A 22155-nucleotide genomic window follows, 5' to 3' on the forward strand; every position below is an offset into this window, starting at 1 on the left:
CGGAGCGCACATGCAGGAAACGCCTGCCTACCACGCCATCACCCTGGTGGTCACCAACGGCGAACGCCTCGCCGGACGCTCGACCAGTAGCTACGTCTTTTACGAACAGGGCGGCACGCTGGGCAGCGACGGCAGCGACGATTGGCTGTTGCAGGACCCGGACAGCCGGGTTCAGTCCCATCACGCGGAAATTCGCCGGCTCGACGGGCGTTTCTGCCTGATCGATCGCAGTGGCCATACCTTTATCAACCACGCCACGTTGCCGATCGGTCGCGCGCGGCGCGTGGCCTTGCGCGATGGCGATGAACTCGGCATCGGCGGCTACCGGCTGCGCGTGCATCACGGCGACCGTCAGGCGCTACAGCCCGGTGCCCAGCCACTCGATGCACTGATCGACGAAGAACACGAAGGCCTGGACACCCGCGAACTGCCATTCCCGCAGGCGGTGGATGCCGCGACCCAGCGCGATGATCCACTAGACGCCCTCGGCGAAGCCATGCCCGGCGCCAGCCAGCAGGACCCGCTGACCGCGCTCGATCATCCCAACGGGTTCACGGAGCGCGAAGCGGATACCTCGCTCATCGACACCCCCGCGTCGAGCGCCGATTACGGCATCGGCAACGATTTACAGGACCGGCGCCAGAGTGCGATGCGTTTGCCGGCGATTCGACCCCATGAGGAAGGCGATATGGACGAAAGATTACTCAACGATCTGGAACGCTCGGTCGGCGAGCAACTCGAGGACCGCTGGCAGGAACCCACCGCCACGGCGGCCGGCCATGTCGGCGCCGATCCGCTGATGCGTTCGCTTGGTGGCGAGTTGCGCTTTCACAACAGCGAAGAGCAGCAGGCTTTTCTCGAGGAAGCGGGCAGCACTTTGCGTGCCGCCATCGATGGCCTGTTGAACCTGCACCAGAGTCAGGACAACGCACGCTACCCGCTGCGTGACCGGCGCCTGCAGCCGATCGAGGACAACCCGCTGCGCCTCGAACAGAGCTACACCGAAACCGTCAACACACTGTTCTCGGCCCAGCGCAGCCCGGTGCATCTATCGGCTCCGGCGGCGATCAGTGAATGCCTCGGTCATCAGCGCCAGCACCAGGCCGCCATCGAGGAAGCGATCGGCCAGGCACTCAGCTCGATTCTCGATGCCTTCGCCCCCGACGCATTGCTCAAGCGTTTTCACGCCTATCGCCGGGTCAGCCAGTTGCCCGATGACGAAAACGGCTGGGCCTGGGAAATGTATCGCCACTACTACCAGGAATTGAACTCGGGCCGTCAGCGCGGCTTCGAGAAGCTGTTCTGGGAAGTCTTCGAACAAGCCTATGACGGTTCGGTGCGCCGCCAGCAGCGGGAGGGCGCATGAGCCGCAGATTACTGATCGTGATGCTGACGCTGCTATTGGGAAGTTGCAGCACCGCCTACCAGGCGGCCAGCAAATCGGCGCAGGTGATGTGGGACCCATCGATTCCGGTGGGTTATCCCGAGGATCGCCCCACCCGCGTCGACCTGTCGATGGTCGCCGAACGCAACATCAACCCCAACTACCTCGGCATCGGCACGCCGCTGGCCTTCCAGATCCTGCAACTCAAGGATGACTCGATGCTGATGGCCGCCAGCTTCGCCGAACTCGAGAAGGATCTCGAGGAGACGCTGGGCACCAACTACCTGGCCCACGATGACTTCACCCTGCTGCCGGGGCAATTCAAGTTCTACGAGCCCTTCGAGATTCACGAGGATACCCGCTATATCGGCATCATCGCGCTCTACGCCCGACCCGACATGGCGCAGTGGAAGAAAGTCGTGCGCGTCGATGCACGTGGCCGCGATTACCACCTGCTGGTGCATCTGCGCGAACACGACGTGGAATTGAGGAACGAGAACTGATGGCCGGTCGCAATCGAGTGGTATGGAGCGAGGGGCTGTTCATCAAGCCCCAACACTTCCAACAACAACAACGCAGCCTGGAAGGGCTGATCGATGCGCGCTTGCAGGGTGTCAGCGGCTACCTGTACGGCTTTGCGTCGCTGGAATTGAATGCCGAGTTTCTGAGTTTCGGGCGCATCGCGCTGACTCGTGCCAGCGGTGTAATGCCCGATGGCACCGCCTTTCGTCTGCCCGAGGACGACGCCGAGCCGCAGCCGCTCGAGATCGACGATGCCGGGCTGACCAACCAGATCGTCTATCTGGGCCTGCCGCTGGCCACCGACGCGGTCGGCGAGGTGCGCTGGCCCGAGGACGACCTGCCCGCACGCTATCGGCTGACCACGCGCAGCGTTCGCGACCTGCACTCCCGCGATGGCGACGTCACCGACCTCGACGTCGCGCGGGTCGCCCCGCGCCTGCTGCTCGAACGCGACGACCGCAGCGCCTATGCCTGCCTGGCGCTGGCGCGCATCGTCGAACGCCGCCCGGATGGCAGCCTGGTGCTCGACGAGCAGTTCCTGCCGACGCTGCTCAATGTCCCGGCGGCTCCAGCCCTGCAGCGCTTCGTCGGCGAGATGACCGGGTTGATGCGCGAACGCGCGCGCAACATCGCCCAGCGCCTGGCCACGCCACACCAGACCGGTGTCGCCGACGTGTCCGATTTCATGCTGCTGCAGTTGCTCAACCGCGCTCATCCGCGTTTTCAGCATTTGTCGCGGCTCGGCAAGCTGCACCCCGAACGCCTCTTCGAGGCGATGCTCGAGTTGAGCAGCGAGCTGGTCACCTTCACCGACGAGTCGCGCCTGCCACCGGAATTTCCAGCCTACGATCACGATCGCCCCGAGCGTTCCTTCAAGCCGTTGATGCACAGCCTGCGTCAGTCGCTGTCGACGGTGCTCGAACCGCGCGCCCTGGCCATCCAGCTGCAGTCGCGGCGCTACGGGCTGCTCGTCGCGCCGCTGTCCGATGCCAGCCTGCTCGACGACGCCGACTTCATCCTCGCGGTACGCGCCGACATGCCGCTGGAGACGCTGCGCAAGCGTTTCGTGCAGCAGACCAAGGTCGCCAGCGTCGAACGCATCCGCGACCTCATCAGCCTGCAACTGCCCGGCGTGCCCTTGACCCAGTTGCCGGTGGCACCGCGCCAGTTGCCCTATCACGCCGGTTACAGCTACTTCCAGCTCGACCGTCAAAGCCAGGCCTGGAGCATGCTCGAAGGCGCCAGCGGCTTCGCCTTCCACGTGGCCGGCGAGTTTCCCGGCCTGGAAATGCAGTTCTGGGCGATCAGGAGTTGATCCATGCAAGACATCGCAATTCGTCATGAAGATCGCATCAACGAAGCCGGCCTGGATCGCCTGATCCATAGCCACGTCGAGCAACTCGACGCCGACGAGGATTACTGGTTTCACCTGCGCGGCCACAGCATCAACCCGCTGGTCGATGCCGCCAGTTCATTGCTCGGCATGGTCGTGCGGGTGCGTCAGCTCGAAGAGCTCAGCGAGATCGAGCGGCTCTATCGCCAGGTCGTCGATGAGATCGCCGCGATCGAGGTCGAACTCGCCGAGCAGGGTTACGACCGCCCCGCTCTGCTGGCTTATCGCTACGTGCTGTGTTCGTTCATCGACGAAGCGGTGATGGGCACGCCCTGGGGGCAACAGAGCGCCTGGGCCGAGCACTCGCTACTGACGCGCTTTCACAACGAGACCTGGGGTGGCGAGAAGGTGTTCTCGATTCTCTCCCGGCTACAGCAGGAGCCGCATCGCTACCGCGACATGCTGGCCTTCATCTACCTGTGCCTGTGTCTGGGTTTCGAGGGCCGTTACAAGGTCCTGCCGCATGGACGCGAGGAGTACGAACAGGTGGTTCGCGCACTCGGCGACCAGCTTGCCGCGCTGGGCGAGCCACCCGACGACAGCCTGACCACGCCACTCGACAACGTCGTCAGGGCCAGCCATCGCCGGCGTGACGGCCTGCCGGTGTGGGGCGTGTTCGCGCTGTTCGCCGCCGCCATGGCACTGACTTACACGGCACTCGCCTGGTCGCTCGATCAGCAGGCCGATGCCGTCATCGCCATTCTCGATCGGATACTTTAGGAGAGCTTGCATGCTCAGGGTAGAGCTTCCCGCGCTCATCGGCCGGCTTAACGCCATCGCCCGCCAGGGCCTCGAGCAGGCCGCCGGCCATTGCGCCGAGCAGCAGGCCCCCGAAATCGGTGTCGGGCACCTGCTGCTCGCGCTGCTCGACCAGCCGCTGTGCGACGTGCGCTGCCTGCTCGATGGCCAGGGCATCGAGGTCAACGAATTGCGCGCCGCCTTGAGCGACGACTGCGCGCCACCGCGCGACCTGACGGTAACCACGCCGAGCTTTTCGCCACTGCTCATCGAGTTGCTGCAGGATGCCTGGTTGCTGGCCTCGACCGAACTCGAGCACCTCCGCCTGCGCAGCGGGGTCATCCTCATCACCGCGCTACACAATGCATCGCGCTATCTGGGACCGCGCAGCGTTGCGCTGCTCGCCCCGCTCAACCGTGAGGGGCTGCGTCGCGATTTCAGCCGCCTGACCGTAGATTCCGCCGAGGCGCCCAGCCTCGCCGAAACACGCGAACCCGGCAGCGCAACGCAACGCGGCGTGGCCCAAGCCGATGGCGACAGTGCCCTGGCGCGCTTCGCCATCTCGCTGACCGAGCAGGCACGTGGCAACACGCTCGACCCGGTGCTGTGCCGCGATCCCGAGATCGATCAGATGCTCGACATCCTCGGTCGACGGCGCAAGAACAACCCGATCGTCATCGGCGATGCCGGGGTCGGCAAGAGCGCGGTGGTCGAGGGGCTGGCGGCGCGCATCGTCGCCGGCGAGGTGCCCGCCGCACTGGCCGATGTCGAGCTACTGGCACTGGATCTTGGCGCGCTGCAGGCCGGCGCCTCGGTGAAGGGCGAGTTCGAGAAGCGCCTCAAGGCGGTGATCGACGAAGTTCGCAATGCGCCGCGCCCGACGCTGCTGTTCATCGACGAGGCACATACCCTGATCGGCGCCGGCAACCAGGAAGGCGGCGCCGATGCCGCCAATCTGCTCAAGCCGGCGCTGGCGCGTGGCGAGTTGCGCACCATCGCCGCCACCACCTGGCGCGAGTACAAGAAATATTTCGAGAAGGACCCGGCGCTGTCGAGGCGCTTCCAACCGGTAGCGCTAGACGAGCCCAGCCCCGAGCAGGCACTAATGATCCTGCGCGGCCTGCGCGACGTCTACGAGCGCGCGCATGGTGTGTTGATCGGCGAAAGCGGCCTGCGCGCCGCCGCACAGCTTGCGGCGCGCTACCTGGCCGGACGCAAGCTCCCCGACAAGGCCATCGACGTCCTGGATACCGCCTGCGCGCGGCTCTCCCAGGCACTCGACACGCCACCGCGCCGGCTTAGCCACTTGCGCAGCGAGCATATCGCCGCCGACCGCGAACGCGCCCAGCTCGACCGCGAAGCGCTGCTCGGTCGCGCCGCCGATGCCCAGCGCGACGCCGAACTCGATGCGCGCCTGACGCGTACTGCCGCCGAACTCGAGACACTGGAAAGCGCCTGGCATGCCCAGCGCGAATGCGTCAACACGATTCTGTCGCTGCACAGGCAACTGCTCGGTGGCGCCGAGAATGGCCCGTCGCGCACCGCGCTGCACGCCGAGTTGCTCGCCTGCGAGGCCCGGCTCGAAGAACTGCAACGCGAATATACGCTGGTCGACGCCAGCGTCGAGGAGGCGCAGATCGCCCAGGTCATCGGCGACTGGACCGGCATACCGGTCGAGCGCATGACCAGCGACGAACTGATTCGCCTCACCGAACTGCCCGAGCACCTCACGCGCCTGGTACAGGGTCAGGACATCGCCATCGCGCGCCTGCATCGCCACCTGCTCACCGCGCGCGCCGACCTGCGCCGCCCCGGCCGCCCGCTGGGCGCTTTTCTGCTGGTCGGCCCGAGTGGCGTGGGCAAGACCGAGACCGTAGTGCAGATCGCCGAGCGCCTCTACGGCGGCCGTGCCTTCCTGACCACCATCAACATGTCCGAGTATCAGGAAAAACATAGCGTCTCGCGGCTGATCGGCTCGCCACCCGGCTATGTCGGCTTCGGCGAGGGTGGCCTGCTGACCGAGGCGATTCGCCAGCGACCCTATTCGGTGGTGCTGCTCGATGAAGTCGAGAAGGCGCACCCGGATGTACTCAACCTGTTCTATCAGGCCTTCGACAAGGGCGAGTTGGCCGACGGCGAGGGACGCCTGATCGATTGCCGCAACGTGGTGTTCTTCCTGACCTCGAATCTCGGTTATGAAGCCATCGTCGCCCACAGCGACGATCCCGAGGCGCTCGATGAGGCGCTGTATCCGCAACTCGCCGGCTTCTTCAAACCGGCGTTGCTGGCACGCATGGAAGTGGTGCCCTACTTGCCGCTGTCCAGCGAGACGCTGGCCTCGATCGTCACCGCCAAGCTTGACAGCCTCGCCGAACGCATCCGCAGCCGCCATCGCGGCGCCGAGGTCAGTCTCGGCGACGGGCTGGCCGAGGCCATCCGCGCACGCGCCACGCGCAGCGAGAACGGCGCGCGCATGCTCGAGTCGGTGATCGATGGCGAGTTGCTGCCGCCGGTTTCATTGGCACTGCTCGAACGCCTGTCGCGCGACGAACCGGTGAGCCGGGTGACGCTGGGCGTCGATGCCGACAGCGGCGCTTTCCGCGCGACGGTGGCCTGAGCCAATGAGTCTGGATGGTATGTCGATCGCGCTGGCCATGGTGGCAAGCCCTCAGGCACACGAGCTGCGTGCGCGTGGCTGTGGCGCCCTGCGCGACGCGCATGGACTGCCGTGGGTGCAGTGTCTGGCGCTCGACGATAGCGGTCGCTGGCTGACCCCGGATGAAGGCGAGGCGGCGCTGGCCTGCGACGACTTCCGCCATCCTTACGCGCACGCCATTCATCGCGGCAAGCCGGTTCGTCTAGGTCTCGGCGACGCCCGCTCGCGGCTGGACCATCCCGACTTCCAGGGCCACGTCTCTACCCTGCCCGGCCACCTGCAACTGGAGGTGCGCCCACTGCGGGCCGTGGACGGTGCACGCGAATGGCTTGGCGTGCTGGCCTTCGCCGCCAGCGAAACGACGCTTGGGGAGTTGCATGACGATCCTGGCTTCGCGCATTTTGAAACACTGCTGTGCCATCTCTGGGCGCGCCACAGCCGCCACCTCGATGAACGCCGCCAGCGGGCAAGGTTGAGCGATTCGCTGAGCAAGCTCAACGATGGCGCGCGCCGCGAGTCACTGAGCCGCAAGCTGGCCGACGACATTCTCGGCGAATCGGCGACCATCGTCTCGCTGCGTCAGCAGATCGTGCGTGCCGCCGAGACCTCGCTGGCGGTACTGGTACAGGGTGAAACCGGCAGTGGCAAGGACCTGGTGGCACATGCCCTGCACCGGCTTTCGGCGCGTGCCGGCGGACCTTTCGTGGCTCTCAACTGCGCGGCGATCCCCGAGACGCTGCTCGAATCCGAGTTGTTCGGCCATGCTCGCGGGGCGTTTTCGGGAGCCGACAAGGCGCGCACCGGGCTACTCGGCGAAGCCGATGGCGGCACGCTGTTTCTCGACGAGATCGGCGACATGCCGTTGGCCCTGCAGGCCAAGCTGCTGCGCGTACTGGAAAGCGGTCGCTACCGAGCGCTGGGCGAGAGCGAGGAGCGACGCTCGGACCTGCGCCTGGTGGCGGCGACCCACCAACCGCTACGCGAGCACATTCGCGACGGCCGCTTTCGCGCCGACCTTTTCTATCGCCTCAGCCAATTCCCATTGACGCTATCGGCACTCAGCGAGCGACGCGAGGACATCGCCATGCTCGCCGAGGCCTTCGTCGCCGATTTCTGCCGTCGCGAGGGCCGTGACGATATGGGAATAACCCCGGCGGCGCTGCGCCTGCTGCGCGAGCGCGACTACCCCGGCAACGTTCGCGAGTTGAAGAATCTCATCGACTACGCCTGCGCCATGACACCGCTCGGTGACGACATCGAAGCGCTGCATTTCATGCCACCGCCCGCTATCGCGAACCAAGCCGCATCCGCACCGGCCCGCATGGACACGGCAGAAAGCGCCACGTCGATTTCGGACCTGCGCCAGGCGTTGCGCGACTACGAAGCCTGGCTGATTCGTGAACGCCTGAGCCGCTTCGACGGCAATCGCAGCCTGGCCGCGCAAAGCCTCGGACTACCCAAGCGAACCCTGGCCCACAAATGCCAACAGCTGGAACTGGATGCCAAATGAGCCTGAAGCCTATTTATCGCAATGGATTGGCGTTGCTGCTGCTGACGAGCCCGGCCTGGGGCGCCGAGACGCTGCTCGAGCAGGCGCAAGGCTGCGCCGTGCTGGAGTCGCGGCTCGAGCGCTTGAACTGCTACGACGCGCTGTTTCGCGTCGCGCCCGAGGCACCAACCGCTGGTGACTCACGCACGCCGCAGTGGTACGCCGTCAAGGCGCTGGAACAGGGGCGTGGCGACGATTTCACCTTCCGCGTCCAGCGTGAGGATAACGGCGACGTACTGATGAGCGCCCTGGCGCTGGGCACCACCGCGCCGCGTCCGCGCCTGGTGATCAGTTGCGACGACACCATCACGCGCTTTCAACTGCATGTCGATCAACCGCTCGATGAAGGCCGCACACAACTACGCCTGAGTACCGCGGGCGCCGCCCTGGAACAGAGCTGGCGGATTCGTGACGGCGGCTATCTGATCAGCGGCGGGCGCGGCCTGCCAGCCATCGATACCCTGCGGCGTCTACTCGACAGCGAGACCCTGAATCTCGGTAGCGACATTCCCGCGCTCGATGGGTTGCGTTTCGACATCAGCGACTTGCGAGAAAAGATTCAACCACTGCGCGACGCATGCCGCTGGTAGGAGGTTCGATGAAGATTACCGCCCAACCCCATCTTGCCCCGCTGCTCGCCGAGCTGGCACCCGCCGAGGCCGGCCAGCCCGCCGTGGGTCGGTGCATCGACGACGAGCCCGATTACGCCTGGCTCGACGAAGAAATGATGAAGGTCGGCTCGCTACGCCATGCCGAGGTCGACTGGCCCGGCGCCGAGAAACGCGCCGTGCGTCTGCTCGGTGAGTCCGGCAAGGATCTCAAGGTACTCGGGCATCTGTTGCATTGCCTGCAACAGGATGGCGATGCGGTGCGCTTCGCGCTGTCGCTGCAATTGCTCAGTGGCGCGCTCAATGGCTGGTGGAACGACGCCTGGCCGTTTCAGGGTTTGAAGGGCGCGCGCGGGCGTTCCCGCCTGTTCGCGCAGTTTTCCCAACGCGCCAACAAACTGGCCGCCACGCTGGACTTTAGCGGCGGAGCCGAGGCCGAGCGCCAGGCCTGTCAGCAGGCCTGCGACGCAACGATCGATGCCGCCGAGGCGCGGGAATTGCCGCTCGACGACCTCAAGGCGTTACGCCGCACGCTCGACGATACGCCATCGCGCACGTCACCGGCTGGTTCTGCATCGAACCAACCCGCCGCCACGCAGGATAACGCCAGCGCCACCGCCACCGCCAGCGTCGTCGATACCGCCAGGGTACCCGAGGTGCGCCTCGAGAGCGGCAACGAGCGCGGCAATCGTCAGGCCTTGCTCAAGATGGCCGACTTTCTCAATGACCAGGCGCTTGGCGAGCCACTCGGTTATCGCCTGCGCCGTCACGCCATCTGGCATGGCATCCATGCGCTACCCGCTAGTCGGGACGGCCAGCGCACCGAACTGGCGCCAGTCTCGGCGGATCGTGCCGCCGATTATCGCGAGCGTCTGGCACGCGGCGCCGACTCAGCATTGTGGCAGCGCATCGAGGCCAGCCTGGCGGTCGGGCCCTACTGGCTCGAAGGCCACCGACTCAGCGCCGAAGCAGCCGATGCACTGGGATACCCACGCTGCGCGCAGGCGATTCGCGAGGAAACCGCACGCTTCGTCGCACGCCTGCCCGGCCTCGAGGCGCTGAGCTTCAACGACGGCACGCCGTTTGTCGATGGCGCAACCGGCGAGTGGCTCGATAACGCCCCGGCGGGCAGCGCTGGAGCGACGAACGACAGCAATGGCGAACCGTGGCAAGTCGGACTCGAAGAGGCCCGCGAAATCCTCGTCGAACAGGGGTTGCAAGGCGCGCTCGGTGTACTCGATGCCGGACTCGCCCGGGCCCGTTCACCACGCGAGCACGCCTATTGGCGGCTGGCCAGCGCCGAACTGCTCAATGAGGTGGGCCTCGAGACACTGGCTCAACAACATTGCCAGGCGCTGTATCACGGCCTGGCCGATATCGACCTGGCGCACTGGGAGCCGGCCCTGCTGGCCCGCCTCGAAGCGTCACTCAAGACCTGATAACAGTACGAAGCACAGGGGAAGAAAGACACATGTGGACACGATTCAAGTCTGGGTTGAGCCGCTGGGTGCCCGGCATGTCGAGCCTGGAAAGCGATGTCAATCAGGCAAAAATGCACGCCAATCGCGCCAACGGGCTATCCAGGGACGCACAGTCGCTGGGCAAGGCACCGCGAGGTCTGGCGACCCTGCTGTGGCTGCTACTGGCGGTCCTGATCATCGGCGCTATCTGGTGGCTCGGACCGCTGTGGGAGTTCCGCGGCGAGCGCCCGCTCGGCCCCTGGTTGAATCGCTTGCTGGTCAGTCTTGCGCTGGTGGTCATCGTCAGTGTGGTATGGGGTATTCGCCTGGCGCGCCGCTTGCGCGAGATGCGTGAAGCCCAGGCGGATAGCGAACAGCGTGAGCTCGATCCGATTCGGGTCGATGTCGAGCAGCAGGAGGCCTCGCTGAACGCCACGCTCGCCGAGCTCAACGACAGCCTGGGTGGCGGCAACGGCGCCCGCTACAAGCTGCCGTGGTACCTGGTGATGGGCGTCGAGAACGCCGGCAAGACAAGCCTGATCAATCGTTCCGGCCAGAATTTCTCGCTGACCCACGTGATGAAAGTCTCCGGCCAGGGCAAGCGCGCCAAATACGGCTTCGAATGGTGGATCGGCGAACGCGCCGTGCTCATCGACCCCGACGGCGAACTACTCACGCAACAGGCGATGGGCGGTGGCGAACCCGTCGAACTGGAAAGCCGGCTGTGGGATCATTTCGTTGCCTGGCTGGAGCGTGAACGCTCTCAACGTCCGCTCGATGGCATCGTGCTGGTGCTCGATCTGTCACGCCTGTTCAGCGCCAATGTCGGCGTGCGCAAGGCCTACGCCGCGCTACTGCGCGCACGCATGCGCGAGCTGATGGAGCGGCTGTCTACGCGCCTGCCGGTCTACGTCACCTTCAGCAAGATGGACCTGCTGCATGGCTTCGACGATTTCTTCCGCCATTACTCCCGCGCCGCGCGCCGCGCGCCGCTTGGCTTTACCTTTAGCCCGGCGTCGCTGGATACCCCTGGGCTCTGGGAAGATGAGTTCGCCAATGCCTACGACGGTATGCTCGAGCGCCTCAACCGCAGCCTGCCGACACTGCTCGCCGAATGCCGCGCCGCCGATGAACGCGAAGCGGTGTTCCGTTTCGTCCGCCAGTTGGCCGGCATGCGCGACGTGTTGCTGGGTTTCCTCAAGGAGGCGCTATCCAGCGACCGTTTCTCGACCGCCGCCATGGTGCGTGGCACCTACTTCACCTCGGTGTATCAACAGGGTGTGCCAGAGGATCCGTTCGTCGATGCCGCCGCGCGCCGCTACGGCATGACCGATAGCGTACGCCCCGCGCATCGCACCGCTCGCTCGGCGCTGTATTTCACCGAGGATCTGTTCGAAAGCGTCATCTATCCCGAGGCGGGATTGGCCGGCGACAATGCCCGAGCCGCGCAGCGCCGCAGGCGCTTGCGCCGCAGGCGCTTGCGCCGTGCCAGCGCACTGGCGTGCCTGTTCGGTGGCGCAGTGCTGGTCGGTGGCTGGAGCCATTTCTACGAGAAGAATGCCGGCGCACTGGCCGACGTGGAACACAAGGCGCGCGAGTTCATCACGAGCCGTCCGGCCGAGTTGCAAAGCGACGACCCTACCGGTTATGCCCTGCTCGAGCCGCTCGACCGCCTGCGCAGCGCCACGCTGGAGTTCGGCGATTATCGCTCGCACCTGCCGATGCTCGCCGACATGGGGCTTTATCAGGGCGACGAGGTTGGCCGCAAGGTCGATAGCGCCTATCTGGCAATGCTCGAGTACCAATTTCTGCCAGCCTTGATGGTCGGCATCATGGACGACATGAACCGCGCACCGATGGGCAGCAACGAGAAGCTCGCGCTGCTGCGCATCTTGCGCATGCTCTCCGATGCCAGCGGGCGCCAGCCACAGCGCGTCCACGATTTCATGGCCAGCCGCTGGCAGAGCGCATTTCCCAATCGTGGAGGTGTTCAGGAGCGTCTCCTCGAACATCTCGATTACGCATTGGCATATACCGACCTGAAAGCCGGCGTCGTCGCCGGGCAGCGCCGCGCAGAGCTTGCCATGGCGCCGCTGCGCGGCAGCATCCAGGCCGCCCAGGACGAACTCGGCCAAATGCCGATGGCCGAGCGTGTCTACCGCACGCTCGAGGCGGGCAGCGCGCAACGCAGTGGCGCGACGCTCGATCTGCGCCAAGCCGTGGGCCCGGCCTGGAGCACCGTGTTCATGGCACGCAACGACAACCCCGATAACGTCACCATCCCCAGCCTGGTGACTCGCGATGGCTTCGAGCACTATTTTCTACCCAAGGTGGAAAAAGCCACCGAGCTTGCACTCATCGACCTCTGGGTACTCGGTCGCCGCGACGACATCGACTTCAGCGAGGCCGACCGGCGACGCCTGCGCGATGCGTTGCGCGAGCGTTACATCAGCGACTATCACGTGACCTGGCGCGATGCCCTGGCCAAGGTGCAACTGGTGCCTTTCCCGGATATCGACCAGGCGGTCGCGGTCATGGATACCCTGCTCGGCGCCAGCCGCCCGATGGACCGGCTACTCGGCGAGGTCGCGCAGCATACCCAGCTCTACCCCGAGCTGCCGGCCGATGACCAGGCCGCGCGCCAGGCGCTGGAAGAGTCACCGCGTTATCGACTGGCCGCGGCGATCGACAAGCCATTTGCCGACCTGAGCCGACTGCTCGAAGCGCATAACGACAACCCCGCCGAGATCGTCGAGATCAAGCGCGCCATCGCCAAGCTGCGCGACTATATGCGTAAGATACAGACCGACAGCCATCGCAGCCACGCCGCCTTCATCGTCGCCCGCGATCGGCTGGCCCTGGGCGGCTCCGCCGATCCGATCTATACCCTCAAGCGCATCGCCGAGGACACGCCGGCACCGGCCGGCCGCTGGCTTGCCAGCCTCGCCGATCAAAGTTGGCAGTTACTGCTCGATAGCGCCGTACGCCACCTCGAACGCCAATGGATCGACGAAGTGGTCACCCCCTTCGAGCAACGCCTGGCCGGACGTTACCCGCTGGCGCCGAACGCCGAGCGCGAAGTCGCCCTGGTCGACTTCGAACGCTTCTTCGGCCCCGAGGGCACGCTGGCCGGTTTCTACCAAGACAACCTGCACCCGTTCCTCGAGGAAGCGCCCGAGCAATTGCGCGACGCCAATGGCAATCCGTTGGTGCGCGATAGCGTGCTCGCCGCCCTCGACCGCACCCGACGCATCCGCAGCGCCTACTTTGATGCCAACGGCGTGCTCGACGTGGAGTTCAGCCTGGAGCCGATCAGCCTGACGCCCAACAAGCGCCGCAGCATCATCAGCGTCGATGGTCAGATCATCGATTATCGCCATGGACCCAGCGAAAGCGTGCCGATGATCTGGCCCAACAGCCTGCGTAGTCTCAACGAGAGCCGCGTGACGCTGATTCCCAGCGAAGTCAACCGCTCGCCGCGCAGCGTGCGTCATCAGGGTGTGTGGGCCTGGTTCCGGCTACTCGACGAAGCCCAGGTGACCGGGGTCAGCGAACGCGAGCTGGAACTGCGCTTCAATGTCGATGGCGGCAACATGCGCTATCGCCTGTATGCCGAGCGCACGCCGAACCCCTTCACGCGCCCGCTGGTGACCGGCTTCGATTTGCCCACCGCACTTTACGGACCGGGAGGTAGCGACAATGTTGGCAAGCCTTGAACGTCTGCTGCGTCGGCGCGACGCCAAACCCGCCGCCCGCGCCCTGATCACAGCCGATGGAAGGAGCGCTGCATCACCGCTGGAGGCGGCGCGCGAGGCGGATATCGACATCTTTGTCGAGGCCGCGCGCAGTGCCGCGGCACTGGGGCAAGCCCCTTGGACGCTGCGCGACCGAGTCCAGCTCGACACCCTCGAGCGTGCACTGGAATTCACCGTGCATCGCCAGTTATGGCTGCAACGCGACAACGACGACGTGCAGCACTGGCAAGGCCGGTTGCTGGCCTTGCGTCATGCCGATGCGCCGCCGCTGGGTCTAGTGCTCGCCTGCCGCCCCGATGACGAGGCGGCCTGGCAATTGCGATTTTTTTGCATCGACAAACCCTGGCAGGGCAGCGGACATGGCACGCGCCTGCTACTCGCCGCGCGCCGCAGCCTGAGTGGCGTGCCACTGCGCACTCGCCTACCGCTGGCTTGCGGCGCGGCGGTCAAGAGCCTCGAAGCAGCGGGCTTTCAGCGTATGCACGTCGATGCCGCCGAGATCGCCAGTTTCGAAGCGTCCGCGCAGTGGGATTGAGCGTCGACATCGACAAGGTCAGCAATCAGGGAGTCGTAGCATGGCCAATATAACCGGTCTTCAGTTCACGCTAACGCCCGCCAACGACGACGCGGACGACCTGGCGGTGGTCGATTTCGAGGGCACGGAGAGCCTGTCGGCGCCGTTCGAGCTGCGCGTGGCCTTCGCCAGCCGCCGCCACGACCTGGCGCCAAACGACTGGCTCGACCACGAGGTGGACCTGACGGTGTGGCAGGACGGCGTGGCGCTGCGCCGCTTTCACGGCATCGTCGCCGAGTTCGCCCAAGGCGATCGCGGCCATCGCCGCACGCATTACTCGATCCTCGTGCGCCCGGCGCTGTGGCGGCTGTCGCTCAGGCACAACTCACGCATCTTCCAGCGCGTCTCGCCACAGACCATCATCAATACCCTGCTCGCCGAGCGCGGCATCCGCGAGGTGGCGTTCGCGCTCAGCCGCGAGCCGGCCGAGCGCGAGTATTGCGTGCAGTACCGCGAGACCGACCTGGCCTTTATCGAGCGCCTCGCCGCCGAGGAAGGCTGGTGCTACTTTCACGAGCGCGTCGCGCCGGTGGGTGAAGCCGCTGACGAGAACGATACGGGCACTCAGCGCCTGGTGTTCGCCGACGATCCACGGGCCTTTGCCGGCCTCGGCGCCAAGCCCTATCACGGCCGCGCCGGGGGCACGGCGCCGCTACGACATATCCGCCGCCTGCGCCAGACCGCGCGGGTGGGCCCCGCCTCGGTGACGCTCAAGGACTACTCCTTCAAGCAGCCGGGCTATTCACAGTTACATCAGGCCCAGCTACACGAACACCCGGCCGAGGGGCTCGACGCCCACGCCCAGCACCCCGGCTCTCCCCAACATTATGAACACTACGACTATCCCGGGCGATACAAGGCTGATGCCTCGGGCCGCGCCTTCACCCAGGCCCGCCTCGAGCATCTGAGAAGTGACGCCCTTAGCGTGACGGCCCAAAGCGACCTGCCCGAACTGCTGCCCGGGGCGCGCTTCAGCCTCACCGGGCACGACAACACCGCGCTCAATCGCGACTGGCAGACGGTCACGGTGGTGCATGAAGGCAGCCAGCCCCAGGCGCTGGAAGAAGACGCCGTGGGCGATAGCCTGCAGGGGCGGACAGGCTTAGAAGCCATGACCCGCTATGGCAATACACTGACGCTGATCCCCGCCGACCAGGCCTGGCGCCCCAAGCCCAACCCCCACCCCCGCGTCGACGGCCCGCAGGTCGCCGTGGTGGTCGGGCCCGACGGCGAGGAGATCCACTGCGACGCACACGGCCGGGTCAAGGTGCTGTTTCCGTGGGATCGCTATGCCCAAGGCGATGACACCAGCAGCGCCTGGCTGCGTGTCTCCCAGGGCTGGGCCGGGGGTGGCTACGGCGCCATGGCGATCCCGCGCATCGGTCATGAGGTGATCGTCTCGTTTCTGGAAGGCGACCCCGACCAGCCGCTGATCACCGGGCGCACCTATCACGCGGTGAATACCCCGCCGTATGCACTGCCCGAACACAAGACACGCACCGTGATTCGTACCCAGACCCACCAGGGCGAGGGCTTCAACGAACTGCGCTTCGAGGACCAGCACGACCGCGAACAGATCTGGCTGCACGCCCAGAAGGACCTGGAACTGCTGACCCGCAACGATCGCACGGAAGAGATCCGCCGCGATAGTCACCTGGCCGTCAAACGCGACCGCATCAGCGAGCTCGACCGCGACGAACATCTCAGGGTACACGGCGAGCGGCGCGAGAAGATCGACGGCGACGACAACCTGATCGTCGGCCAAACCCGCCATGAGAAGATCGGTCGCGGACAGCTCGTCGAGGCGGGCCAGGAAATTCACCACAAGGCCGGCATGAAGATCATCGTCGAGGCTGGCGCCGAAATCACCCTCAAGGCCGGCGGCAGCTTCGTCAAGCTCGACCCCAGCGGCATCAGCCTGGTCGGCCCCAGCGTCAAGATCAACTCCGGTGGCAGCCCGGGCTCCGGCAGTGGCCAGAACGCACGCGAGCCGCTATTGCCGGGACATGTGGCGCCCGAAGTCAGCGAGGATGTGACCATGGAGCCGACGTTTGGCAAGCGGCTCGATCAGGCGATGGCGAATGACATTCCGTTGGTCGAACGTTGCCAGATGAGACAGGACGGCAGTTGCCCACTAACCGATTGCCCATGCGGGAATGGCGCCTCGTCATGACAGCCATCAGCGCAAAGTCCCTGGTGGAGCTGCTGGGAGACGATGACGAGCAAAGTCACTGGTTGATTCTCGAAGAGACCGGCCAAACGTTGCCGGCGCTTTACTCACTATCGCCGGCACCCGATTACGAGTGGCTGTTTCTACACACACCCTACGCCGGCCTGTTGAAGCGCAGCCCGCTAGTGCTACGACTCGACACCGTCGCTCGTGAAATACGCCAGGCTTTCGAAAACGACCCACGACAGGGTGATTTTTCGGGCATCGTCGTCTCGAGTCATCATCCTCACGATGCGGTATTAGCGCACCTGCGGCGTTGTCTGGAAGTGCGCTTCTATGGCAATCGTCGAGCCATGCTGCGTTATTACTACCCGGCTATCGCGGCGTGCCTGTTCGCGCCGGACTCCAAGCCCCATCGCCAGTGGCTGGGACCACTCGATCAGTGGGTCTGGTTTGGCACGACAACTCAACGCCTCGACGAGCAGCCACAATGGCATGCCCTGCGCGATGATACGGATACCCAGGCGATAGCTAGCGACGAGTCGTCTCGGCCGATCACGTTATCCAACGGTCAGGAGAATGCCTTGGAGCAGCATATTCGGACCAGCCAGGCAACCGAGCGAACGACCCACTACCACTACCACAGAGAAGGGAGTCTCACATGAGCCAGGAACTCAGCCAACACAAGGCGTGTGAGCCGCCCAAGCTCTACATCCAGGTCATGGGCAAGGCGCATCCCGACGGGCACCGCTTCGTCTTCTACGATATTACCGATCAACAGGTGCAACAGGCGCTGGCCGACAAGGTAGAAGAAGAGGATCTGCCGACGCCGTTGAGTCGTATCCATGGCTGGCCATGGAAGGACCAGCCCGAGCGCAATGTGTGGCTGGAAATCGCCAGCGACGGCGATGCGCCGATTCGCGTTTCGCTGTTCGAGCGCGTCGGCGAGACACCCTGGCAGGAACACCCACAGCGCGTAACCTGGCAGCATCATGTGGTGCAGCCGGTCATGCCGCTGGCATTCTGGCAATCACTACAATCCGAGCGCGCTCGGGCACTGCCCATACGCCCCGGTTATCTGTACGTTTATTATCAGGGTGCCGTATGGCGAGAAATCGAGATAACCCTATCGCAGCAAGGCCAATGGCAATTCCGCGATATCGATCTTGCCCGGCACCGCGATAGCGCCTCCGAGTATACCGACAACCAACGCCCCGGCATCGGCAAGTCGCTCTCGGAAATCTGGCTGCCCGCACGCCAGAACCTCGGCTGGCTGTCCACGGCGGTGAGGGTCGCCTTTTCCGAAGTTCAGTGGTCGGCCCCACGCCTCAATTACCTGAATACCCATCCCGCCGGCATCAGCCGGCGCTTTCAAGCCGTGTCGCTGCAGCGTCCATCGCAGGCCATCACCAGCGGGCGGCTGGTTGCCCCCGATAGGCTGATCGCCCAGCGTGGGCGCTGCCCGGATATCGAATGGCAGCTCGCCGAGCCAGAGCTGTGGACCGAGGACCTACTCGGCCAGGCTGTGGCTACGCGCTTTGCCGAAGCCAAAAGCGCCCAGCAAACACTCGATGCCGGCGGCACCGAAGCAATGGATGCCTGGGAGCGACCCAATCCGGCATTGGCACTCGAGGCCGGATTGTGTGCGCTGGCCCTGGAAAAGATCGTCCAGCAGGACAGCGAACAGGACGACCCACTGCCCTGGGAAGAGGCACCATCGAGCGAGGATGTCTTCAGCGATGCGCGCCGGCGCGGCATTCCCGGACTGGTGATCGACGACGCGATGTTCGCGCTGCGCCACGCCCAGATGCAGACCCAGCAAGCCCAGCATTATCTGTCGCTACTCCTCGAACGCTGCGCCCGACACCCGCATTACCAGAGCGCCCTGCTGGTGCAAAAGCGTATCATTCCCGAGCGGATCGCCGGGCAGGACAATCCGCTGCACGAGTTCGCCGACGACGAGGTGCTGAGTTACCACGGTGGCACCTTCCATACCGCCATCGCCACGCTGTCTCGCTATAACGCGCATAGCCTCTGGGAGACCCATCAAACTCGGCTCGCCGATTACCTGAGCGATGCTGCCTATCAGCGCGCGCTGGCCGACTATTTCAGCCTGGAAGGCGGCGATTACCTCAGCGGCTTCGCCATCGCCCAGCAACTCTTCACCGCGCTGAGCCTCGATCGCCAACGCGCGGATACCCTGCTCGATCGCGATATCGCCAGCCAGTTCGGCGATACCCAATCAGCGACGGCGGCGCGCACCCTTCAGGCGCTGCTCGAAGACGGCAGCGATGAGCCGTTACACGCGATGTGCTTTCCTGATAGCGCCGCCTATCGCGTCGAGCAACCCTTCGTGCTGCCCGAAACCGAAATCAACGACGGCAGCGGTGTGTTCAGGTCCTTGGCCCTGGCCGAGCAAGGCCAGCGCGATCAAGCCCCCGAGAAGGACGAACTACATACCCTGGAAGCCTCGCTGCTGGCAGCCATGGCCCGCAGCAGCACGACCAGCCAGCTAAAGGGCTGGACGGGCACCATCGACATTGTGTTCGCCAAGTTCGCCGAAAGCGGCAAGAACCTGCTCGGCCAAATCGCCGACGAAAACCAACGTACGGTGATGGCCGCACGTATTTACCTGCCCTCGTTCAATGCCTCGCGCGCGGCCTTGCATACACTGATCGGCGATCTGACCTTTCAGCCGCTTGCCGATGTCGACTTGGGCAACAAGGTGCTGCTGGGTGTCGAGGACGTCGCCTCGGGGCTGACCTTCGGGCTCGACAAGGCCGAGCGGGAATACATGGCCAATCACCGTCGGCAATTTTATGGCAACGTCTATCGCACTGCGGATGGCACCTTGCTGGGCGCCACCAACCGTCGCCGGCTGAACTCGATGAGCGAGATCGGCGAAGCCCGCGAGATGCGCTTCATCTTCGCCGACGCCGACTCCCGGGCCGCTGAGCTGGTACGCCGGGGTAGAACACGCATCGGGATGGCCGAACGCGCCGCCGGAATCACCAAGTTGCCGTATATTCTGGTGGTCGTCGAAGCGATGAATTTGGCAGTCTGTGGATCGGCCTTCCTCAAAACGAAAAAGAGCGCTAAAACAGCCTTATATGCCGTTTCCGCAATGACCGATCTTGGCCTGGCCACGCTGAATATCAGCGAGTATATCGCCAAGCGCCATCAAGCCCCCCGGCCAATTATTCGCGTCAGCCAGATCAGTCAGAAGGTGGTTATTCGTAATCAAGGAACTAACTGGTTAGCACGTCGTTTTCCCCAACTAATTCGGATCAACTGGCTGGCCACCAAAGCTTCCGGCATTCTGCTGGCGATCACCATGGCCTGGGAGGCACTGGGCCGCTTCGACGAGGGCGATACCGATGCCGGCATTGCCTATGCGCTGGCCGCCGTCGGCGCGGTGATGCTGATGATCGGACCGCTGGGCTGGATCGGCCTGGCCCTGCTGCTCGGGGGTAGTATCGCCGGCACCCTGCTCACCGATGGGCCCTTCGAGGCCTGGCTCAAGCACGGCCCGTTCGGCAACCAGAAAGACGATGCGCCCTGGTTGCAGGACCCCAAAATCGCCTACTATCGCCTGCAAGGGCTGTTCGCCAATATCCGAGTGACGCGACGCAGGATGTCGCCCATCGAGCAGCGCGCCCTGCTGGCAGGGCTGGGCAACAGCCATGATTCAACGTCTTACCCCATTGGTGAACGCTGGCAACAGCATGGAAGCCTCCAAGACATCGATACGGCCATCGAGGTGCGCAGCGCCCTGCCCGGCATGGGCGTCGAGCTCAAAGATAGGCTCGTGCTGACCCGCGAGCACTACCGGAATACCACGCTGCCACGCATGTATCCGCAACCGGACACCTTGTCATCGACCCGCGTACAGCCGTTATTGACCCAGATCGCACCGCACCGGCTGACCTATTTCGTGCATACCCCGCGAGTCGCGGACCCAGTGGTTAGCACTGGGTTGGCCCTGGTAACAGAAGGCTATCGCTGGCAACTTCAGTTACAATTTCACGAAGTCACCCAGCCGCCGCTGCGCACCAGCCGGCGAATTTTTCCGGCACCCAAGCCGTTGGTGGCCATACCCGATGACATGACCGAAATACTCAGCATCGACAACGCCATGGGCGACTACTGGATCAAGGAAACGCTCTGATGTCGGTTAATGAAACCTTCGACAGCTATTACGCCGCAACGGCCTACACGCCCGAGAAGCGCCACGAGTGGGAATCAGAAAACCCCAAGCGGGACAAGCTATTTGGCTCGCAGCTGTCCTGGGATCGCAAGACCCAGGATACCGGTCCGGAAGAAGAATATGACTACAGCCATATCGAAATTTCTCAACAGGAAGAGAAAAGACGCTCGGGAAAAAGTCTGGAAGGAAAAGAGATTTACAAAGAGCTGAAGGCACGTTACGACTATCAGGTTATCATGCCGCCAAATTACAAAGCATTGGCAACATTTTTTTTTATGACAACGGGAATATCAAAAGGACTGACTTACATGTCAGCATTTGGATATTTTGCCTTTTCCGTATTACTTCCTTTGTACGTGGTTTTTGGAGATCCAACGCTCTCAGATTATAAAGACGCAATGATTTACCTTTTCTTTTTTTTGGGTCCGGTTTTTTTTATCTGCTTATTCCTTTGGAAATCAGGGGAGCTACTTAACAAAAAACGTCCAGATATTTTCATGGGTGTGCGAAAAGGTCCCCTTTGGCAGGCCAATCGCCAAACCGGCATGCTTACCTTCTACAAGAAAAGGCGCGCCTGGAAGCAACGCTTGCAAGCGCCATTTCACGAGTTCGATGCCTTTCTGCAAAGCTCTCCGGATTCTCAGGGTAGTTCGACCTATTCGCTGTTTCTGTATCATCCCCAGCAACGCATTAAACAAAAGCTCGACGCTCAGTTTCCGCCGACCAAGATGGAGGGCGAGCTGGTCGCCGCCTGGCAATTCCTGCAACGCTATATGGATGTCTCCCAGCCACTGCCGGATGTTCCCGGGCTGGAGATCCATCGCCATAAGGACCCTACCACGGCAGCCTCTGACAAGCGCAGGAAGCGAAACCCGCGCTACTGGCGCGACATGAGTGAGCAAAACGTCAACAAAATTCAGCGCGAGAAATATCTGAAGAACATTCGACGTTGATGGTTGGATAGAGCTTGTCGCTTGACCCTGAATCGCCGTTATAGACGCGCCTCAATCATCGGTATTAGCAGGTGATTTGAGATCCGATTTAGCGGTAGCGTGGGCGGCTATAGGGCCGACATGCAGAATAGAATACAGGCCCATCGAGATCTGCAACACCGAGCGACGTCGAACCTAAAGGCGTGC

The 22155-nt window shown here is 64.0% G+C and carries 14 protein-coding genes; all 14 read left to right on the top strand.

Going from position 1 to position 22155, the window contains the following annotated elements:
* Nucleotides 1-10 precede the first annotated feature (10 nt).
* From tagH to BLR92_RS17710, 14 genes are read left to right on the top strand one after another with little or no spacing between them, the layout of a single operon-like run.
* Complete coding sequence (gene tagH / locus BLR92_RS17645) at nt 11-1366, top strand: type VI secretion system-associated FHA domain protein TagH (protein ID WP_089730594.1); 1356 nt, start codon at nt 11-13, stop codon at nt 1364-1366.
* Entirely contained in the window at nt 1363-1887 is a 525-nt protein-coding gene (gene tssJ / locus BLR92_RS17650; protein WP_089730595.1) for a type VI secretion system lipoprotein TssJ, read from the top strand. Before tagH ends, tssJ begins: the two co-directional genes overlap by 4 nt.
* Nucleotides 1887-3221 carry a type VI secretion system baseplate subunit TssK gene (tssK, locus tag BLR92_RS17655; RefSeq protein WP_089730596.1) on the top strand — a complete coding sequence of 445 codons (1335 nt, stop codon included), beginning with the start codon at nt 1887-1889 and terminating at the stop codon, nt 3219-3221. Before tssJ ends, tssK begins: the two co-directional genes overlap by 1 nt.
* A 3-nt stretch (nt 3222-3224) precedes the next feature.
* Nucleotides 3225-4019, top strand: coding sequence for a type IVB secretion system protein IcmH/DotU (gene icmH / locus BLR92_RS17660; protein ID WP_089730597.1), 795 nt, complete (start codon nt 3225-3227; stop codon nt 4017-4019).
* 10 nt (nt 4020-4029) lie between these two features.
* Nucleotides 4030-6654 carry a type VI secretion system ATPase TssH gene (gene tssH, locus BLR92_RS17665; RefSeq protein ID WP_089730598.1) on the top strand — a complete coding sequence of 875 codons (2625 nt, stop codon included), beginning with the start codon at nt 4030-4032 and terminating at the stop codon, nt 6652-6654.
* A gap of 4 nt (nt 6655-6658) precedes the next feature.
* Nucleotides 6659-8203 carry a sigma-54 interaction domain-containing protein gene (locus BLR92_RS17670; RefSeq protein WP_245704260.1) on the top strand — a complete coding sequence of 515 codons (1545 nt, stop codon included), beginning with the start codon at nt 6659-6661 and terminating at the stop codon, nt 8201-8203.
* Entirely contained in the window at nt 8200-8832 is a 633-nt protein-coding gene (vasI, locus tag BLR92_RS17675; protein WP_089730600.1) for a type VI secretion system-associated protein VasI, read from the top strand. Before BLR92_RS17670 ends, vasI begins: the two co-directional genes overlap by 4 nt.
* A gap of 8 nt (nt 8833-8840) precedes the next feature.
* Complete coding sequence (gene tssA, locus BLR92_RS17680) at nt 8841-10289, top strand: type VI secretion system protein TssA (protein WP_089730601.1); 1449 nt, start codon at nt 8841-8843, stop codon at nt 10287-10289.
* Between the two features lie 32 nt (nt 10290-10321).
* The gene (tssM, locus tag BLR92_RS17685) at nt 10322-14026 is read left to right on the top strand and encodes a type VI secretion system membrane subunit TssM (RefSeq protein ID WP_089730602.1); all 3705 of its coding nucleotides are present in this window, start codon (nt 10322-10324) and stop codon (nt 14024-14026) included.
* Nucleotides 14010-14600: a GNAT family N-acetyltransferase gene (locus BLR92_RS17690; RefSeq protein WP_089730603.1), complete on the top strand. Its 591-nt coding sequence runs from the start codon at nt 14010-14012 to the stop codon at nt 14598-14600. The genes tssM and BLR92_RS17690 overlap by 17 nt, the downstream gene beginning before the upstream one ends.
* 40 nt (nt 14601-14640) lie before the next feature.
* Entirely contained in the window at nt 14641-16812 is a 2172-nt protein-coding gene (locus tag BLR92_RS17695) for a type VI secretion system Vgr family protein (RefSeq protein WP_089730604.1), read from the top strand.
* Nucleotides 16809-17474: a DUF4123 domain-containing protein gene (locus tag BLR92_RS17700; protein WP_175488844.1), complete on the top strand. Its 666-nt coding sequence runs from the start codon at nt 16809-16811 to the stop codon at nt 17472-17474. The genes BLR92_RS17695 and BLR92_RS17700 overlap by 4 nt, the downstream gene beginning before the upstream one ends.
* Nucleotides 17471-20977, top strand: a complete 3507-nt coding sequence (locus BLR92_RS20025; protein ID WP_245704261.1) for a toxin VasX — start codon at nt 17471-17473, stop codon at nt 20975-20977. The genes BLR92_RS17700 and BLR92_RS20025 overlap by 4 nt, the downstream gene beginning before the upstream one ends.
* Nucleotides 20977-21969, top strand: a complete 993-nt coding sequence (locus BLR92_RS17710) for a hypothetical protein (protein WP_089730606.1) — start codon at nt 20977-20979, stop codon at nt 21967-21969. The genes BLR92_RS20025 and BLR92_RS17710 overlap by 1 nt, the downstream gene beginning before the upstream one ends.
* Nucleotides 21970-22155 lie beyond the last annotated feature (186 nt).

Origin of the sequence: Modicisalibacter muralis, assembly GCF_900102945.1 — a bacterium.
Taxonomy (GTDB): domain Bacteria; phylum Pseudomonadota; class Gammaproteobacteria; order Pseudomonadales; family Halomonadaceae; genus Modicisalibacter; species Modicisalibacter muralis.

Bases quoted from the DNA above. Each gene is read 5' to 3' on its own strand.
- tagH (WP_089730594.1), top strand. From the start codon at position 11: ATGCAGGAAACGCCTGCCTACCACGCCATCACCCTGGTGGTCACCAAC.
- tssJ (WP_089730595.1), top strand. From the start codon at position 1,363: ATGAGCCGCAGATTACTGATCGTGATGCTGACGCTGCTATTGGGAAGT.
- tssK (WP_089730596.1), top strand. From the start codon at position 1,887: ATGGCCGGTCGCAATCGAGTGGTATGGAGCGAGGGGCTGTTCATCAAG.
- icmH (WP_089730597.1), top strand. From the start codon at position 3,225: ATGCAAGACATCGCAATTCGTCATGAAGATCGCATCAACGAAGCCGGC.
- tssH (WP_089730598.1), top strand. From the start codon at position 4,030: ATGCTCAGGGTAGAGCTTCCCGCGCTCATCGGCCGGCTTAACGCCATC.
- BLR92_RS17670 (WP_245704260.1), top strand. From the start codon at position 6,659: ATGAGTCTGGATGGTATGTCGATCGCGCTGGCCATGGTGGCAAGCCCT.
- vasI (WP_089730600.1), top strand. From the start codon at position 8,200: ATGAGCCTGAAGCCTATTTATCGCAATGGATTGGCGTTGCTGCTGCTG.
- tssA (WP_089730601.1), top strand. From the start codon at position 8,841: ATGAAGATTACCGCCCAACCCCATCTTGCCCCGCTGCTCGCCGAGCTG.
- tssM (WP_089730602.1), top strand. From the start codon at position 10,322: ATGTGGACACGATTCAAGTCTGGGTTGAGCCGCTGGGTGCCCGGCATG.
- BLR92_RS17690 (WP_089730603.1), top strand. From the start codon at position 14,010: ATGTTGGCAAGCCTTGAACGTCTGCTGCGTCGGCGCGACGCCAAACCC.
- BLR92_RS17695 (WP_089730604.1), top strand. From the start codon at position 14,641: ATGGCCAATATAACCGGTCTTCAGTTCACGCTAACGCCCGCCAACGAC.
- BLR92_RS17700 (WP_175488844.1), top strand. From the start codon at position 16,809: ATGACAGCCATCAGCGCAAAGTCCCTGGTGGAGCTGCTGGGAGACGAT.
- BLR92_RS20025 (WP_245704261.1), top strand. From the start codon at position 17,471: ATGAGCCAGGAACTCAGCCAACACAAGGCGTGTGAGCCGCCCAAGCTC.
- BLR92_RS17710 (WP_089730606.1), top strand. From the start codon at position 20,977: ATGTCGGTTAATGAAACCTTCGACAGCTATTACGCCGCAACGGCCTAC.